Raw genomic sequence first — 16174 nt, forward strand, 5'->3', positions numbered from 1 at the left:
CAACCACCGCAGCGCGCCCACGTCCACCCTGGAGAAGGCCGCGGTGCCGGACGACGACGTCCCGAAGGTCCTGTACGACCTGTCGCAGGCCGGATCCGTCGCGGAGAGCGTGGTGCTCTCGACATGTAACCGCACCGAGATCTACGCCGAGGTGGAGACCTTCCACGGCGGCGTCGCCGACGTCTCCGACCAGCTCACCCGGATCACCGGCACCCAGCTGGCGGATCTCGCCCCGCACCTGTACGTCCACCACGAGGCACGGGCCGTCGGCCACCTGTTCTCGGTCGTCTGCGGGCTCGACTCCATGCTGGTGGGGGAGGCGCAGATCCTCGGCCAGGTCCGGTCGGCCCTACGCGTGGCCCAGGCCGAGGCGAGCGTCGGCGCCACCCTCGAGGGCCTGTTCCAGACGGCCCTGCGGGTCGGTAAACGGGCGCACAGCGAAACCGCGATCGGCACCGCCGGGGCGTCGATCGTCTCCGTCGGGGTACGGCTGGTCGCGGCCGAGTGGGGGCCGCCGCCCGCCGACGCGGCCGACCCCTTACCCGGGAGCGCACCCGCCGGCAACACGCCCGCCGACGGCGCGCTGGCCGGCCGACGCGTCCTGCTTGTGGGCGCGGGGGCGGTGGGGGCGCTGGCCGCGGCGGTCGTACGGCGGGCCGGCGCGACCGACCTCGTCGTCGCGAACCGTACCGCGGCGCGGGCCCACCGGATCGCCGACACCTACGGTGCCGAAGTGATTCCGCTCACGCACCTGGCGGGCGAGCTGGGCCGGGCCGACCTGGTGATCTCCTCGACCGGCGCGTCCGGGCTGGTCCTGACCCGGGGCGTGGTGGCCGACGCGCTGGCCCGCCGCGGCGGCCGGCCACTGGTGCTGCTCGACCTCGCGCTCCCGCGGGACGTCGACGTGGCCGTCCGCGAACTGCCCGGCGTCACCCTTATCGATCTCGACACGCTGCGGACGGCCCTTGAGGGCCAGCAGGCGGTCAGCGACGTCGAGTCGGTGCGGACTCTGGTGGCCTCCGAGGTCAGCGCCTATCTCGACCGCCGCCGCGCGCACCGGGTCGCCCCGACGGTGGTGGCGCTGCGGGCCCAGGCCGCCGCCGTCGTCCGGGAGGAGCTCCTGCGGCTGCACACCCGGCTGCCCGACCTCGACGCGCGCGACTGGGCCGTGGTCGAGGGGGCGGTGCGCCGGGTGGCGGACAAGATCCTGCACGCGCCGACGGTGCGGGTCCAGCAGCTCGCCGCCGCCCCCGGCGGTGATTCCTACGCCGAGGCGTTGCGGGAGCTGTTCGATCTGCCGCGGGAGACTCCCGCGGTGGTCTCGTTACCCGATCTGCCGGAGGTGCCCTAGCGGCCGGCCGCGGCCGGCGCGGACGCGTCGTCCGGCGGCCGCAATACGAGGCCCAACGGGTGGCCCGGTGGATGACGCAGCGGCACAAACCCGGTCCGGGACTGAATATCCTGCCGATACGAGGTAACGTCGATACTCGGATAAGGGCCGCGCCGATAGACGCATTGGATCAGCGGGCTGTTGGATCAGCGGGCAGGGTTCGGCGGCGCGTCGCGAAGCAGTGTACGAGCTGCCCGGGGCTGTGGATCCGGCAGAGCCTGTCGACAGGCGCCGGAGTTGTCCCGTCCCGTGGGCGGGATGTCGCGGGCGGGAGCGTTCAACAAGATGGCGACGTCCGGGCAGAGGTCCGGCGAGGTGACGGGAGGGAGGCGCTGGCAGTCGAACACGTAGGTGAGCAGGACGCGTCGAAGCCCAGGTTCGAGCGCGCGGACTGTACCGACGACAGGCAACTCCCCGCGGGCTGCTACGGTTTGTACTGGACGGTCCACCATCGCGGGCTGCTGTTGTTGCCGAGCGTGCCTACCCGGCGGCCATTGAGGCCGGTCGCGGTGCGCTGGTCGGCGCCTTCGCCGAGGTCGCGATGGCGTCCACCGGAACATCGGGCGCCGGTGCCATTCGACCACGGGCCGTGGTCGCGTTGCCGGAGAGGGAGCGTGTTCTCCGGCGCGGGATCACCGGGTCCGCCGACTTACCCGGGGGCGCTGGGAGAGCGCCTCGCGGACACGATGTTGTCCGCCGGAGCACAGACGCTGATGGGAAATCGCTGATCATGGCCACCCGCCGCACAAAGAAGCCTCTGACCCCGGTCGCCCTCGTTGGAGCAGGCCCACGCGACCCCGGTTTGTTGACAGTTCTCGCCGCCGAGACGCTGGCCGGGGCCGATTCGGTAATCGTCGATCCGGACGTCGCCCCGGAGATTGTCGCCAAGCTGCCCGGCGAGGTGCTGCGGATCGGCGATACCGACGTGGCAAAACCAGTCCTGGACGCGACCGCGGCGACCACCGTCGTCGTCACCCGGGCCCGTGCCGGTGAGCGGGTCGTACGCCTGTACTCCTCGGATCCGTGGCTGACCGGAATCGGCACCGCCGACGCGCAGGCACTCGCCAAGGCGAAGATTCCCTTCCGGGTCGTGCCGGGGATTCCGACCGGCGCGGCGGTCGCCACCTATTCCGGGATCGCCACCGGCCTGCCGGTCACCTTCGCGAGCACCCAGGGGGTCTTCTCCGCCAGCGGGGTGCGGCCCACCGTGGCCCCGGTGGCGGAGACGCCCACCACGGGGCTGGGCGCCCCGTCCTTCGGGGCGGGCCGCCTCGGTGGACGTGGCCTCTCCAGCCTCGGCAGCTCCGGCTCCGGTCTTGGTGGTCCCGGGCTGGGCGGCCCAGGGCTGGGCGGGTCCGGGCTGGGCGGGTCCGGGCTCGGCGCGGGTCTCGCGGCCTCGCCGCTGGGCTCCTCGCTGGGGCTCGGCGGGCTCGCCGGGAGCGGAAGCCTGGACGTCGGCGGCTCCGGCTCGGACCTCGACTGGGCGGCGCTGGCCCAGGCACCCGGCACCCTTGTGGTGACGGCGGTCTCCAACGAGGTCGGCAAGGTCGCGGCGGCGCTGGTCGAGCACGGCCGGGCCGGCGACACCCCCGTGTCGGTGACGGTGGACGGCACCACCACTGACCAGCGCACGGTCACCTCCACCCTGGACCGGATCGAGGCCGACGCCGCGCCCGTCGTCGCGAACGCCCCCTGCGTGGTGATGTCCATCGGGGTCGCGGTCACAGCTCGTAACAAGCTGTCCTGGTGGGAGTCGCGCGCGCTGTTCGGCTGGACGGTGCTGGTGCCCCGGACGAAGGAGCAGGCGGCGATCCTGTCGGATCTGCTGCGCTCGCACGGCGCGAGCCCGCTGGAGGTGCCCACGATCGCGGTGGAGCCGCCGCGGACGGCCGCCCCCATGGAACGCGCGATCACCGGCCTGGTGTCCGGGCGCTACCAGTGGGTGGCCTTCACCTCGGTCAACGCGGTCCGGGCCGTCCAGGAGAAGGTCGAGGAGCGCAGCCTGGACGCGCGGGCGTTCGCCGGCGTCAAGGTGGCCGCGATCGGCGAGGCGACCGCGGACGCCCTGCGCGCCTTCGGCATCCGCCCCGACCTCGTCCCCTCCGGCCAGCAGTCCAGCGAGGGCCTGCTCGCCGACTGGCCCGACTATGACGACGTGTTCGACCCGCTCGACCGGGTGCTGCTGCCCCGGGCCGACATCGCCACCGAGACCCTGGTGGCCGGCCTGAAGGAGCGCGGCTGGAACGTCGACGACGTCACCGCGTACCGCACGGTGCGGGCCGCGCCGCCGCCGGCCCCGATCCGGGAGGCGCTCAAGGGCGGCCGGGTGGACGCGGTGGTGTTCACCTCCTCCTCGACCGTGCGCAACCTGGTCGGGATCGCCGGCAAGCCGCACGAGACCACGGTGATCGCGGTGATCGGCCCGCAGACCGCGGCCACCGCGGTCGAGCTGGGCCTGCGCGTGGACGTCCAGGCGTCCGAGGCGTCGATCCCGTCGCTGGTGCAGGCGCTGGCCGACTTCGCCGCCGAGCACCGGGAGGAGCTGGGCAAGGTCGGCCCGCTCGCGGCCCGGCTGCCCAAGCCCCGGCGCGGTTCCCGGCGGTGAGCGTGCCGCCGCGCGTCACCGCCGGTGCGAGCACGGCGGGGCCGGCCGCCCCGCGTCCGCCGTTACCCGGGGCTGGCGCCCTGGGTGCCACTGCCCTGGGTGCCACCCCCGGTGGGGGCGTGGGATTCCCGCTGGCCCGGCCCCGTCGACTGCGCCGCGGGGCACCATTGCGCCGGCTGGTGGCCGACGTCCGGCTGCATCCCGCGGATCTTGTGTTGCCGCTGTTCGTCAAGGAGGGCATCGACGCCCCCGCGCCGATCGCCTCGATGCCCGGAGTCGTCCAGCACACCCGGGAGTCGTTGCGCAAGGCCGCGGTGGAGGCGGCCCGCGCCGGCGTCGGCGGCCTGATCCTTTTCGGCGTGCCCGCGCACAAGGACGGGCGCGGCTCGGCCGCGGACGACCCGTCCGGCATCGTGCAGCTCGCCCTGGCCGACCTGGTCACCGAGATCGGCGACGACATGGTGATCATGACGGACCTCTGCCTGGACGAGTACACCGACCACGGCCACTGCGGCCTGCTGACCGAGGACGGCGAGGTCGACAACGACGCCACCCTGGCCCGCTACGCGTCGATCGCCCTGGCGCAGGCCCGCGCCGGCGCCCACGTGGTGGCGCCGAGCGGGATGATGGACGGGCAGGTCGGCGCGATCCGGGCGGCGCTCGACGGCGGCGGCTTCTCCCACGTCCCGGTCCTCGCCTACTCGGCGAAGTACGCGTCGGCGTTCTACGGCCCGTTCCGGGACGCGGCCGAGTGCGCGCCGCGCTTCGGCGACCGCGCCGGCTACCAGCAGGATCCGGCCCGTTCCGTCGGCGAGGCCCTGCGTGAGGTCGCCCTCGACCTCGCCGAGGGCGCCGACGCCGTGATGGTGAAGCCGGCGCTGGCCTACCTCGACGTGCTGCGGGCGGTCGCCGACGCCGTGGACGTGCCGGTCGCCGCCTACCAGGTCTCGGGCGAGTACGCGATGGTGGAGGCGGCGGCGGCCAGCGGCTGGATCGACCGCGAGCGCGCCATCACCGAGACGCTCACCGCCATCCGCCGGGCAGGCGCGGACATCATCCTGACCTACTGGGCGACGGAAGTCGCCCACCGCCTGCGCTGACCCACACCGCCCGCGTTTACCCTCGCAGGTCCCGCCTGCCCCGCGTCGCCTCCGTTGTCGCAGGCCGCTTCTGTCGCATCGCCGACGTCCTGACGATTCTGTGGTCTCGGTATGTGGTCTCCAGTGTGCGGTACGTACTGATCCGCCCGCTTCAGGCGGTACTCTTGCTTTACAGCAAGATCTGTCGAGGTATGGAGGAAGGTGCGCAGTGACCCTGCTCATGGAGCGGCCGGTCCACGAGATCCCGGTCGCGTGTTCGTACCGATGGTACGAACAGATCGACTATGGTGATGGCATGGCCGTCGCAAAGGTGTCCGTCTCCCTGGACGAACGTGTCCTCACCGCCGCGCGGGCAGCGGCGGCAGCCGAGGGCGTGAGCCTGTCGTCCTGGATCTCCCGTCTGATCGACCATCACATCGGCATCCAGGAAGGTCTCGCCGCCGTCCGCGAATACGAGGCCGAACACGGCCCCATCCCCGAGGATGCGCTGCGGCGTGCCGACGAGATCCTCGACCGTCTCGGAGTCGGGAGGAAGCCCTGATGGCGCAGGACGAAGGAGGGGTCACGTACGACACCGGTGCGCTCCTGGCGGCTGAAGCCGGTGATCGTGCGATGTGGGCGCTGCACCGGCGAATCCTGGAACGGGAAGTCCGTCCGGTCATTCCCGCGCCCGTGCTGGCGCAGGCATGGCGAGGCGGTCCACAGCCGTTGCTGTCCCGCCTGCTGAAGGGCTGTGACGTCGAACCGCTGTCCGAGGAGACCGCGCGGGCCGTCGGCGCGCTGCTGGCCCGGGCGGGAAGCAGCGACATCGTCGACGCCGCGGTCGTGCTGAACGCGGCCTCGACGGACCGTTCGATCCTGACCAGCGACACACCGGATCTGCGCGCCCTGGCCGAAGCCCACGGGACGAAGGTCGACATCCACCCCGTGTGAGCTCCCCGTCCGCGCGTCTGTCCGTCCGTCCGCGCAGGTCCGTTCCGCTGCCTGTTCGCGGTGTTTCCGGGCAGGAAGAAGCCGTGAGAAGCAGTACGGCAAAGACCGGCGGGGGCCGGTCGGGACGGAACGGCAGCGCGGCGGAACAGCCGGGCGGGAGGCGGACGTGGTTCTGACACCGGTATCGACCAAGAAGATGGGAAACATCCGGGAAGCGGCCGAACGCGCCGTCCAGCACGGTGTCGTCACCGTCGACATCGACGGTCGGCGCTACGAGCTGCTGCCGTCCGAGCAACTCGGCTACTTCGCCGGTCTGGTGGCGCTCGGTCTGCTCGGGATCATCGAGTGGCCGGTCGCGGCCGTCGTGGCCGTCGGGCACACGATCGCCTACCGCAGCCACCGGCAGGGCCTGCGCAACCTGGGCGCCGCCCTCCAGGAAGCCTGACCGGCCGGGCGTTTGCGCCGGTTTGAGGTAGCCGGCCCATGTGAAGCGGGCCAACCGGCGGGACCCGGCGTGGGCGAGTCCCGTGTTGCCATGTCCCATACGATCGGCGTCGGACCCGTATGGACGGAGGATGCGTCGACATGGCGGAGGACGGCATCGACGTCCGTGAAGAGTACTTCGACAACATGGCAACCGGTGTCGAGGCCGAGTTCGATGGCGAGCAGCCGGGTATCGCCAGGCCCTGGGATCCGGATGACATCCGGGTCGGTACGAAACAGTTCTCCCTCCGCAACATCCTCGATCTGATCGACGACGGTGATCTGGAGCTGGCGCCCGACTTCCAGCGGAACAAGGTCTGGAAGGCCCGCCAGAAATCGCGTCTCATCGAATCGATCCTGCTGCAGATCCCGCTACCGGCATTTTATTTTGCCGAGGACACCAGCGGTATGATGCGCGTCGTCGACGGTCTACAGCGGCTGTCCGCCGTGCACAGTTATGTACGGGGGCGGCAGCAGGCGTTCGCGCTGACCGATCTGGAGTATCTTGGTTCGGCTGAGAAGAAACGTTTCGAGGAGCTGGCACCGGCTCTCCGGCGTCGGATAAACAATGCGCAGATCGTCGTCCATGTCATTGATCCGACCACTCCACCAGATGTCAAGTACGACATCTTCAAGCGGATTAACACAGGTGGTACGCCGCTCAATGCTCAGGAGATCCGGCACTGCATGAGCAGGAAGCGCAGTCGAAGTTCCTCAAGCAGTGCACGCACACTCCAGAGTTTCCAGAGTTCGATAGAGCCACTGGCGGACGTTTTCGTGATCATATTCGGATGGATGACCGCGAGGTGGTACTCCGATACTGTGCATTCTGGCCGAGGGGCGTCGACGGCTATGTCCGGGAGAGCTCCATGGATGCTTTCCTGGAGAGAACAACAGGCATGCTCGACGATTCGCAGGAGGTTTCAGAAGATCGCTTGAATCCGCCCCATGACGACGGAGGCCGGACAGCGTCGGTCGCCGGCCGGGTCGGGGTGTACCGAGTCCTTCGCGTGCGCCGGCTCCACCGGGCCGGCGCACGCGAAAGAGCCACGGATCACAGCAGGTATCGCCTTATTGGGAACCGGTGTTCACCTGACCGAGGAATCGAACGCGAAAACGGCCGCCAGCACCGCATTATAATCCCTCGCTCTCATGCTTTCGCCGGGAGATTTCGTGCTCCTACAGGGAGCGGTGGTAGATGCCGAAGGCGCGGGTGGCGAACTTGCCAGCCAGCACCGCCAGGGCGGTGAGGCCGAGCAGGTGGAGGCTGATCGACAGCCAGTCCGGGTCGACCGACCCGGCCTCGCGGACGGCGGTCACCGCCCAGTCCACCGGGTTGAACCAGGCGACAACCCGCATCCAGCCCGGCATGAGCTCCTTCGCCATGATCGCGGATGACAGGAACGTCAGCGGCAGGACGCAGAAGTTCACCGCCGCGATCAGCACCTCCTCCCTGCGCACGATCAGGGCGAGCCCGTAGGACAGGGCCGCCACGATGAGCGCGACCAGCGCGGCACCGGCGAGCAGGACGGCCGGGCCCACCAGCCCGTTGTGGTAGCGGGCTCCGATCGCCCAGCCGAGCAATATGATGATCACCGACTGGATGATGGTAATCAGCACCTGGAAGACAAGTCTGCTGCCGATCAGGGCACCGCGTCGGACCGGCAGGGTCAGCATCCGGTCCGTCACACCACGGTCGATCTCGATGATGACGTTCATCCCGGACCAGCCCGCCGAGAACAGCGCGCTCATCACCACCACACCGGGCGTGAGAAAGTCAAAATAGGAGCCGCCGCCAAAGCCGGGGACATCCACAACCCGGCGGAACAACGATCCGAACAGGGGCAGCCATACCACCGCCTGCACGATCGTGATCGCCAGGTAGGCGGGCTGGCGTAGCATCGCGCGCAGGTGACGGACGGTCAGCCAGCGCAGCTGGCTGGCTGCCGAGGCGGTGAACCCGCTCCGCTCGGCAGCCGGCAGCGGCTGTGGCTCCGGGATCCTCGTGATGTCAACCGGAGCAGCCGGGACGGCCGGAACGCGGGCTCGTGCGGCCGCGCCGGCCGGGGTGCCGGTCGTGCTCCCTGGACTGGTCGGGATGTCACCTCTGGCGGCGCCACCGGCCGGGGCGATCGCGGTGCCAGGGCTGGCCGGGGCGGCGGCTTTGGCGCCAGGGCCGGCGGTGTCGACCGTGTCGGTGGTGTCGACCGTGTCGGTGGTGTCGGTGGTGTCGGTGGTGTCGGTGGTCGTGCCGGTGTCAGTGAGGCCTGCCATCAGGCCACCCCCTTGTCCGGAACAGCGTTGGGCTGGGCAGCCCCGTCCTGGGGCCTGTCGTCCTGGAGACTGTCCGGGACGGGGCCGGCATCCGCTCCGGGCCCTGCGTCGGCGGTGAACCGGCGGCCCACGTGACGCAGGTAGACGTCGTCCAGGGACGGCCGGGCGATCGTCGCCGCGACCACCGCGACGTCCACCCGGTCGAGAGCCGCGAACACGGCAGGCAGCGACGAAGCGCCATGGGTGACCCGGGCGTGCACCTCCCGGCCGTTCACCGTGGTCTCGGTGACGCCCGGGACCTGGTCGAGGGCCGCGGTCACTGTCTCCACGACCACGGCGGCCGGGACGGCGGCGAGCTCAAGGTGGACGGCGTCACCTTTCAGTTCGCTCTTGAGCGCGTCAGGACTGCCCTGGACGAGGATGCGCCCGCCGTCGATGATCGCCACGAGGGAGGCGAGCCGGTCCGCCTCCTCGAGGTAGTGCGTGGTGAGCAGGATCGTCAGGCCGTCCGCCGCGAGCGAACCGATCTCGTCCCACATCTGGGCGCGTGCCTGCGGGTCCAGGCCGGTGGTGGGCTCGTCGAGGAAGAGCACGCTGGGCTGGTGGATCAGGCCTACCGCCACGTCGAGCTTGCGCAGCATGCCACCGGAGTAGGTGCGCGCCGGCCGGTCCGCGGCCGCCGTCAGCTCGAACTGGTCGAGCAGCTCGGTGACCCGGTCGATCAGCATGGAGCGGGGCAGGCCGTGCAGGCGGGCGGCGAGTGCGAGGTTCTCGCGACCGGTGGCCTCCAGGTCGATGCCGGACCGCTGGGCGACCACGCCGATGCGCTGCCGGACCTGCTCGGGATGTGCGAGGACGTCGATCCCGGCCACGCTGACCGTCCCCGAGTCCGGGCGTGACAGCGTGGTCAGGATCTTCACTGTCGTGGATTTGCCGGCGCCGTTCGGCCCCAGCAGGCCGAACACTGTCGCGGGTGCGACACCGAAGCTCAGGCCGGACAGCGCACGCACGCCCCCGCGGTAGGTTTTCACCAGCTTTTCCGCCTGAATCGTGAAATGTTCGCCCGGGTCCGTGGTGTGTACGGTGCTCCGGAAGACGGCCGCGTCCGTGGCCGTTCCGGCGGCACCGCCAGGCCGCGTCAGCGTGGCCGCCGCTGCTGTCGCCGTTCCCGTGGCTGTCGCCGTTGCCGTGGCTGTCGTCGCGGCCGCTGTTCCCGCTGTTTTCGTGGCCGTGGTCCGCTTGGCGGTCCCGGATGTTCCAGGCAGTAGTGTGGTGGCGATGCCGGGTGGCTGCCCGGCGGATTCCGGAGCCGGGTGTGCGGTCATCAGATCCCCCCTTGTCCGCATTACTCTTCTTTTTTTCCGGCGGTATTTTCCGGGCAGGGCGCCGGGCCGCTGCCCGGGGGTTTCCGTTGAGCCTGCCGGACTGGCTCCCGGATCTCCCGGATTTTCCGGACCGGCTCCCATACCTGCTTCCGCGGCTCCTGGCCGGGCTCTGCCGATCCGCCGGGAATCCCGGATCCGGCGGGCGGCGCGGGCCCGCCGGGAGTTCCGGGCACGGGATGAGTCCGGCTCCCGGCGAGAATTACGGTTCCGGCGGGAATGCTGGTTCCGGCCGGAATCCGGCTCCCGGCGGAAGTCTTGGTTCCGGCAGGAGTCCCGGTTTCCGCGGGAGCCCCGGTCCCGGCGGGAATGCCGGGCGCGCGAGGAGCGCGGTCGCGTCGCCGTTGGCCTTCCAGGGCCTTGAGCACGGCCTCCCGTATCCGCTCGGGATCGGTCTCGCCGCGGGTGTGGATCGCGTCCCAGATGTGGATGCCGTCCAACGTCCTGTTGGTGATCTCCGAGATGAGCTCGTCCACGTAACGCAGCTCGGCCTCGGCCAGGGCGCTGAAATACTCGGTTTCCAGGGTGAACAGCCGGGGGAGCCCCTTGCGGACGGCCAGCGCCTCGCCCGCGTGGCTGTGCTCGATCTGGAGCAGGAGCCGGTTGCGGCGTTCGGTGAGCAGTCTCGCGGTGTCCTCCGGTGTGAGCACCGCCAGCATGGAAAGCGCCGCCTCGAAGCGGAGATACTCCTTTGTCGGCGTGCTGACCAGTTCGGACATCCAGTCGTAGAGCTCGGTCCGGCCGGCCGGCGTGATCTCGTAGACGGTCCGTTCCGGCCGTCGACCGTCACGGACGGTTTCGCGGGCGGTGATGTAACCGTTGTGAGCCAGTGCGTCCACGACCGTGTAGAGCGAGCCGTACGTCAGCTTGATACTGTCTTCCTTGTGCCGCTCGCGCATGGTTGTCGACATCTCGTACGGGTGCATGGGCCGTTCGTTGAGAATTCCGAGCACAGCAAGGGCCAGCATGTTTGCCATCCGTCGACGGGCCATGTCCGTACCGTTCTCCGTCCGTGCTGTTCTCCGCCCCCGATTACTCGACTGCGAGTGTCCGGTTACAAAAGCCGGCCTGTCAATCCGGCCGGGCGGCTGGCGGAGCCGACAGCGCTGTCCTGATTCGCGAGATATTCACCGGACATGACGGAACCAGGACGCGGCGAAGCCAGGACATGATGGAATTCCTGCCCGGTGCCGCGGGAGGTCCTGATATTCCCGGTCGTCCCACACCGGATCCGACGGACGGATTCTATAGACGAGCTTGGCGGACAGATTCGGCGGACGTGTTCGGTGGACGGGCTTGGCGGACGGGTCTGGTGGACGGGGACGTCAGCGGTCCGACCATTGCGGATGCCCCGGGCCGGACGCTCGACGAGCGCTGCGTGACCCGCTGCGTCATGCTCGGAAGTGCGTCGTGACACCTCCGGCACGGGTGGGCTCGGCGGCGCACCCGTGCCGGCCTCTGGCCCCCTGACTCCTTGGCCCCCTGACCATTCTCGGCCTCGGATCGGCCTCGGATCGGCCCTGGCCCTCGGCGGCGCGCCCCGCGCCGGCCTGTCAGCCGCCCACCGGCCTGCTGGCCGCCGCCGACGTGGAGTGTGCCGGCCTGTCGGCCATTTCTCAGCGTGTCCGCGCTGGCCGTCGGTCATGCGCCGGCGCGGATACGTCGGTCTGTTGGCTTCTCACCGGTGTGGCCGCTGGCTTCTCACCGGTGTGGCCGCGTCGGCCTGTTGGCTTCTTGGCGGCACGGATGCGCCGGCCGGCCGGCATGAGGCGCGCGGCCGGTGGGCGTGCCGCGTCACGGACGCCGGTGGGCGGCTGGGTCATCCCCGCCCACCGGCGGCCCCGGGGCCGGCGTCCCCTGTACCGCGCCGGCCCGGCTCCTCGGCGGTCGGCCGCAGGCGTCCCCGGTGGTGGAACCGGGATGGGGACCAGGGCCAGCGGGGGGCGGCGCTGACCTGCGAGGATCGGGGCATGTCAGTCGTGTCCGGGGCCGCTGCCTCCGAGGAGTTGTTCCGTCGAGCTCAGCGGATCATCCCCGGTGGGGTGAACTCACCGGTTCGGGCGTTCCGGGCGGTTGGCGGCACACCACGGTTCATGGTGTCCGGGGACGGTGCCTACCTCACCGACGCGGACGGCCACCGATACGTCGACCTGGTCTGCTCCTGGGGCCCGATGATCCTGGGGCACGCCCACCCGGCGGTGGTCGAGGCGCTGCGGGTGGCCGCGTCGCGGGGCACGAGCTACGGCACGCCGAGCCCGGGCGAGGTCGAATTGGCCGAGGAGATCGTCTCCCGGGTGGGGCCGATCGAGCAGGTCCGGCTGGTCAACTCCGGGACCGAGGCCACCATGAGCGCGCTGCGGCTCGCCCGCGGCGTCACCGGACGGTCGAAAATCATAAAGTTCGCCGGCTGCTACCACGGTCACGTCGACGCGCTGCTCGCCGCCGCCGGCTCGGGGGTGGCCACCCTCGGCCTGCCGGACACGCCGGGAGTGACCGCGGCCACCGCGGCGGACACGATCGTCCTGCCCTACAACGACCTGACCGCCGTGGACGAGGCCTTCGCCGAACATCCCGGGCAGATCGCCGCCGTCATCACCGAGGCCGCCGCGGCGAACATGGGCGTCGTCCCCCCGCTGCCGGGTTTCAACGCCGGGCTGCGGCGGCTGTGCGACGTCCACGGTGCCCTGCTCGTCCTGGACGAGGTCATGACCGGCTTCCGGATCGGCCCGGCCGGCTGGTGGGGGGTGGAGGGCGCCGTCGAGGGGTGGGCCCCGGACCTGTTCACCTTCGGCAAGGTGATGGGCGGTGGGCTGCCGGCGGCGGCCTTCGGCGGGCGTGCCGAGGTGATGTCCCACCTCGCGCCCGTCGGCCCCGTCTACCAGGCCGGGACGCTGTCGGGCAACCCGCTGGCGGTCGCCGCCGGCCTGGCCACCCTGCGTGCCTGCACGTCCGAGGTGTACGCCACGGTGGACGCCCGCGCCGGCGACGTCGCCGGCATCATCTCGACGGCGCTGACCGAGCAGGGCGTGCCGCACCTGCCCAGCAGCGCCGGCTCACTGTTCAGCTTCTTCTTCACCGACGGGCCGTCGGTGGTCGACTACGCTGGAGCGCGGACGCAGTCCAGCGCCCGGTACGCCGCGTTTTTCCATGCCATGCTGGACGTCGGGGTGTATCTGCCACCATCCGCCTACGAGGCGTGGTTCGTCTCGGCGGCGCATGATGACGAGGCCGTCGAACGGATCGCGGCCGCCGCGCCGACGGCGGCCCGGGCAGCCGCCGGCGTGCCCGAACCGGTCCCGGCCACGAGCGCTGGAGGGAAGCGTCCATGACATCCGCACGGCCCGGCGCGTCCGACCCCGTCGACGGGCCCCTGTCCCCAGCGCCGGAACCGTCCTCGCCGGAACCGTCCTCGCCAGGCTCCTTCCTGTCGGGACCAGCCTCGCCGGAACCAGCCTCGCCGGGACGGTCCGCGTCGGGTGGGCTGACCACCGTCCACCTGGTACGCCACGGTGAGGTGTTCAACCCGGAGAAGGTTCTCTACGGCCGGCTGCCCGGGTTCGTCCTGTCCGAGGCGGGGCAGCGGCAGGCGAAGGTCACCGCGGAGTTCCTGGCCGGGCGTGACATCGCCGCGGTCGTGGCGAGCCCGCTCGAACGGGCCCGGCAGACCGCGGCCCCCCTCGCGCAGGCCCTCGGCATCGGCGTGGAGATCGACCCCCGCCTGATCGAAAGCCGCAACGTCTTCGAGGGCAAGCCGTTCGAAGCCGGCCCGGCCCTGCTCCGCTACCCGCGGATGTGGCGGGTGCTGATCAATCCGTTCCGGCCGTCCTGGGGCGAGCCCTACACCGAGATCGCCGGACGCATGCTCGCCGCCGTGGCCGAGTGGCGGGACGCCTTCCCCGGCCGCGAGGTGGTGCTCGTCAGCCACCAGCTGCCGGTGTGGACGGCCCGGCGCGCACTGGAGGGCCACAAACTCTGGCACCGCCCGGACCGCCGCCAGTGCGCACTCGCCAGCGTCACCTCAGCCGTCTACACGGCGGACCGCCTGCTCCGCATCGACTACGCCGAACCCAACGGCCCCACCACAAACCAGCCGGGCTCCGTCGGCGCCTGACCCGACCAGCCGAAGGCGGCCCCCCCACCCACTGGGCCGAGGACGACCTGTCCTATGTTTCTGCGCGCGGGGCACCTGAGCTGCCCCGGCTTTCCGGCGGACGCGGGGTGCCCGTCGAGTCGGTGCGGCCGATCCGGGCTTTCGGATACCGGATCCGACGGATGCGAGGGGGACGCGACGGCATCAGCGTGTTCTCGGGCAGCGACCCGCACGCGTGGACGCGGCACGCGCGGACGCGACGCGGAACACCATCCCGCCATCGGCATTCATGATCGTTATCATGTCTGTGGACACGATCAGATGGCCGTCCGCACGTTCACCTCATCGAGCGGGCCGCCACGTATAACGAATTACCCGTTCCCCGGAGCGCGCACGGTCATCAGAGCACCACACAACTCGCGGATATCCCGCGACGTCATGAGGCGTCCGCGTCTGCCGTCACGGTGTTCCTGACAGCGACAAGGTTGCCCCTGATCACGGTCACACGGGGTGATCGGTGTCGAGGACCCGTAGGGCATCGGCCAGGGTCTGCTCAAACAGGCTGACCGCATCCTTCACTCGCCCCGCCGACCAGTAAGCGTGGACGAGGTTGTTCCGGGAGGTCAGGGTGTCGGGATGATCCGGACCAAGTATTCGCAGCATGTCGGGCAGCGTCCGCTCGTATAGGTCGATCGCCTCCGCCGCCCGCCCCGCCGACTCGTAGGCATAGGCGAGGTTGTTCCGGGAGGTCAGGGTGTCGGGATGATCCGGACCGAGGAGGCGCTCGTCGAGGGTCAGGGCACGCTGGAGCAGGGCCATAGCCTGCCCGGGCTGGCCGTGCTCGACGAGGTAGCTGGCGGCGCGGTTGTACAACCGGGTCAGCCCATCCGGGGGCGGGTTGAGGCCGTCGGCCCGGTCGAGAACCGCGCGCACGTGTGGCAGGGCCCGCTGCCACCGCGGCCACACCGCCGGGTTGTTTCTGATTTCCTCGGGCAGGACGGCGGTGCACAGCCCGACCAGCGCTGTGACCCGCTCCGTCCGTTCCGCGGTGGGCAGGGCGGCGCGGGTGGCGGCCTGGATCAGTCGATGCACGCTGGCCGTGTCGCCCGCGCGGGCGGCCAGGTGGTAGCCGACCAGCGCCCCCACTGTTTCCGCCCACGCCAGTCGGTCGACGGTCGCGGCCCGTAACAGTCCCCGGGGGCCGAGCGCGTCCGGGGTGGTGGTGAACAGTTCCAGCGGGATCGCCTCCGGGGCGCAGAACGCCCACAACTCCAACAGAGCCACCGCCGCCGGCCGCGTCTCCCGCAGCTTGTCGATCGACAGTTCCCACAGGGTCGCAACCGTGCGTTCCGCCCGCACCACCGGATCCGGCGCCGACCCGCGGACGAGCATGTCCTCCAACCGCTCCGCCAGCAGATCGGCGTACTCGGCCGCGGGCATGCCGGTCTGGTCGAGGTAGCCGGCGGCCTGCTCCACCGCCAGCGGCAGATCCCCCAGCAGCGCGCAGATCCGGTCCGCGACCGCCACGTCCAAGTCCGGGAAACGGCCGGTGAGCATCGCCATCGCCTCGGCGTGGGGCAGCATCGGGATGTCCAGCACCAGGCCGAGGCGGCGCCAGCCGGTGCGGCGGGAGGTCACCAGCAGCCGGCCCGGCCCCGGTGCGAACCGTAGCTTTTGTTCGAGGGTCGTCGGGTCGTCGGCGTTGTCGAACACCAGCAGCGACCGCGGCAGACGCACCCACGCGGCGACCACCGCCGCCGGGTCGGTATCCCGCGGCAGGCCGACGGCCGGGGCCAGGTCGGCGAGATGGCTGCCGAGCAGGTCGGGGTTCTCCGCCGGCACCCAGCCCACCCGGTCGAACGCGGCTGCGTAGCGGTGCAGGTACTCGATCGCCAGCGCGGTCTTCCCCACCCCACC

The 16174-nt window shown here is 70.9% G+C and carries 13 protein-coding genes; 9 read left to right on the top strand and 4 right to left on the bottom strand.

All coding sequences use genetic code 11. The features are described from left to right. The 7 genes from AC5LUJ_RS17955 to AC5LUJ_RS17985 form a co-directional block, all read left to right on the top strand. Positions 1-1351 (top strand): glutamyl-tRNA reductase (locus AC5LUJ_RS17955; protein WP_493465344.1); only part of this gene is annotated, 1351 nt, incomplete at its 5' end. A 769-nt stretch (positions 1352-2120) separates the two neighbouring features. Beyond that, a complete protein-coding gene (locus AC5LUJ_RS17960) occupies positions 2121-3995 on the top strand; it encodes a bifunctional uroporphyrinogen-III C-methyltransferase/uroporphyrinogen-III synthase (RefSeq protein WP_250292591.1) in 1875 nt (624 codons plus the stop codon). A 95-nt stretch (positions 3996-4090) separates the two neighbouring features. Next, positions 4091-5095: a porphobilinogen synthase gene (gene hemB / locus AC5LUJ_RS17965; protein ID WP_250292597.1), complete on the top strand. Its 1005-nt coding sequence runs from the start codon at positions 4091-4093 to the stop codon at positions 5093-5095. 208 nt (positions 5096-5303) lie between these two features. Next, positions 5304-5636, top strand: coding sequence for a hypothetical protein (locus tag AC5LUJ_RS17970; RefSeq protein WP_250285531.1), 333 nt, complete (start codon positions 5304-5306; stop codon positions 5634-5636). Continuing rightward, on the top strand, positions 5636-6028 hold the full coding sequence (locus AC5LUJ_RS17975) for a PIN domain-containing protein (protein WP_250285530.1): 393 nt from the start codon (positions 5636-5638) through the stop codon (positions 6026-6028). The genes AC5LUJ_RS17970 and AC5LUJ_RS17975 overlap by 1 nt, the downstream gene beginning before the upstream one ends. A gap of 166 nt (positions 6029-6194) precedes the next feature. Beyond that, positions 6195-6473 (top strand): hypothetical protein, encoded by a 279-nt coding sequence (locus AC5LUJ_RS17980; RefSeq protein WP_250285529.1) that lies wholly within the window; start codon positions 6195-6197, stop codon positions 6471-6473. Between the two features lie 140 nt (positions 6474-6613). Beyond that, positions 6614-7450, top strand: a complete 837-nt coding sequence (locus AC5LUJ_RS17985; protein WP_250285528.1) for a DUF262 domain-containing protein — start codon at positions 6614-6616, stop codon at positions 7448-7450. A gap of 240 nt (positions 7451-7690) precedes the next feature. On the opposite strand, the gene AC5LUJ_RS17990 is transcribed toward AC5LUJ_RS17985, so the two are convergent. The 3 genes from AC5LUJ_RS17990 to AC5LUJ_RS18000 form a co-directional block, all read right to left on the bottom strand. Next, the gene (locus AC5LUJ_RS17990; RefSeq protein ID WP_250292587.1) at positions 7691-8785 is read right to left on the bottom strand and encodes an ABC transporter permease; all 1095 of its coding nucleotides are present in this window, start codon (positions 8783-8785) and stop codon (positions 7691-7693) included. Then, a complete protein-coding gene (locus tag AC5LUJ_RS17995; protein WP_250285526.1) occupies positions 8785-9816 on the bottom strand; it encodes an ATP-binding cassette domain-containing protein in 1032 nt (343 codons plus the stop codon). Before AC5LUJ_RS17995 ends, AC5LUJ_RS17990 begins: the two co-directional genes overlap by 1 nt. Positions 9817-10130: 314 nt before the next feature. Then, the gene (locus tag AC5LUJ_RS18000) at positions 10131-11135 is read right to left on the bottom strand and encodes a PadR family transcriptional regulator (protein WP_250285525.1); all 1005 of its coding nucleotides are present in this window, start codon (positions 11133-11135) and stop codon (positions 10131-10133) included. A gap of 1002 nt (positions 11136-12137) precedes the next feature. Here AC5LUJ_RS18000 and hemL point away from each other — a divergent pair. Both hemL and AC5LUJ_RS18010 read left to right on the top strand, forming a co-directional pair. After that, complete coding sequence (gene hemL / locus AC5LUJ_RS18005) at positions 12138-13496, top strand: glutamate-1-semialdehyde 2,1-aminomutase (protein WP_250285524.1); 1359 nt, start codon at positions 12138-12140, stop codon at positions 13494-13496. After that, positions 13493-14278, top strand: a complete 786-nt coding sequence (locus AC5LUJ_RS18010; protein ID WP_250285523.1) for a histidine phosphatase family protein — start codon at positions 13493-13495, stop codon at positions 14276-14278. The genes hemL and AC5LUJ_RS18010 overlap by 4 nt, the downstream gene beginning before the upstream one ends. 480 nt (positions 14279-14758) lie before the next feature. Here the strand turns inward: AC5LUJ_RS18010 and AC5LUJ_RS18015 are convergent. Beyond that, positions 14759-16174 (bottom strand): tetratricopeptide repeat protein (locus AC5LUJ_RS18015; RefSeq protein WP_493465345.1); only part of this gene is annotated, 1416 nt, incomplete at its 5' end.

This window comes from Protofrankia sp. CiP1_Cm_nod3 (assembly GCF_982290655.1).

Excerpts from the sequence above, each read along its gene's own strand:
- AC5LUJ_RS18000 (WP_250285525.1), bottom strand. The coding sequence starts at position 11,135 with ATGCTGGCCCTTGCTGTGCTCGGAATTCTCAACGAACGGCCCATGCAC.
- AC5LUJ_RS18010 (WP_250285523.1), top strand. The coding sequence starts at position 13,493 with ATGACATCCGCACGGCCCGGCGCGTCCGACCCCGTCGACGGGCCCCTG.
- hemL (WP_250285524.1), top strand. The coding sequence starts at position 12,138 with ATGTCAGTCGTGTCCGGGGCCGCTGCCTCCGAGGAGTTGTTCCGTCGA.
- AC5LUJ_RS17960 (WP_250292591.1), top strand. The coding sequence starts at position 2,121 with ATGGCCACCCGCCGCACAAAGAAGCCTCTGACCCCGGTCGCCCTCGTT.
- AC5LUJ_RS17985 (WP_250285528.1), top strand. The coding sequence starts at position 6,614 with ATGGCGGAGGACGGCATCGACGTCCGTGAAGAGTACTTCGACAACATG.
- AC5LUJ_RS17990 (WP_250292587.1), bottom strand. The coding sequence starts at position 8,785 with ATGGCAGGCCTCACTGACACCGGCACGACCACCGACACCACCGACACC.
- AC5LUJ_RS17975 (WP_250285530.1), top strand. The coding sequence starts at position 5,636 with ATGGCGCAGGACGAAGGAGGGGTCACGTACGACACCGGTGCGCTCCTG.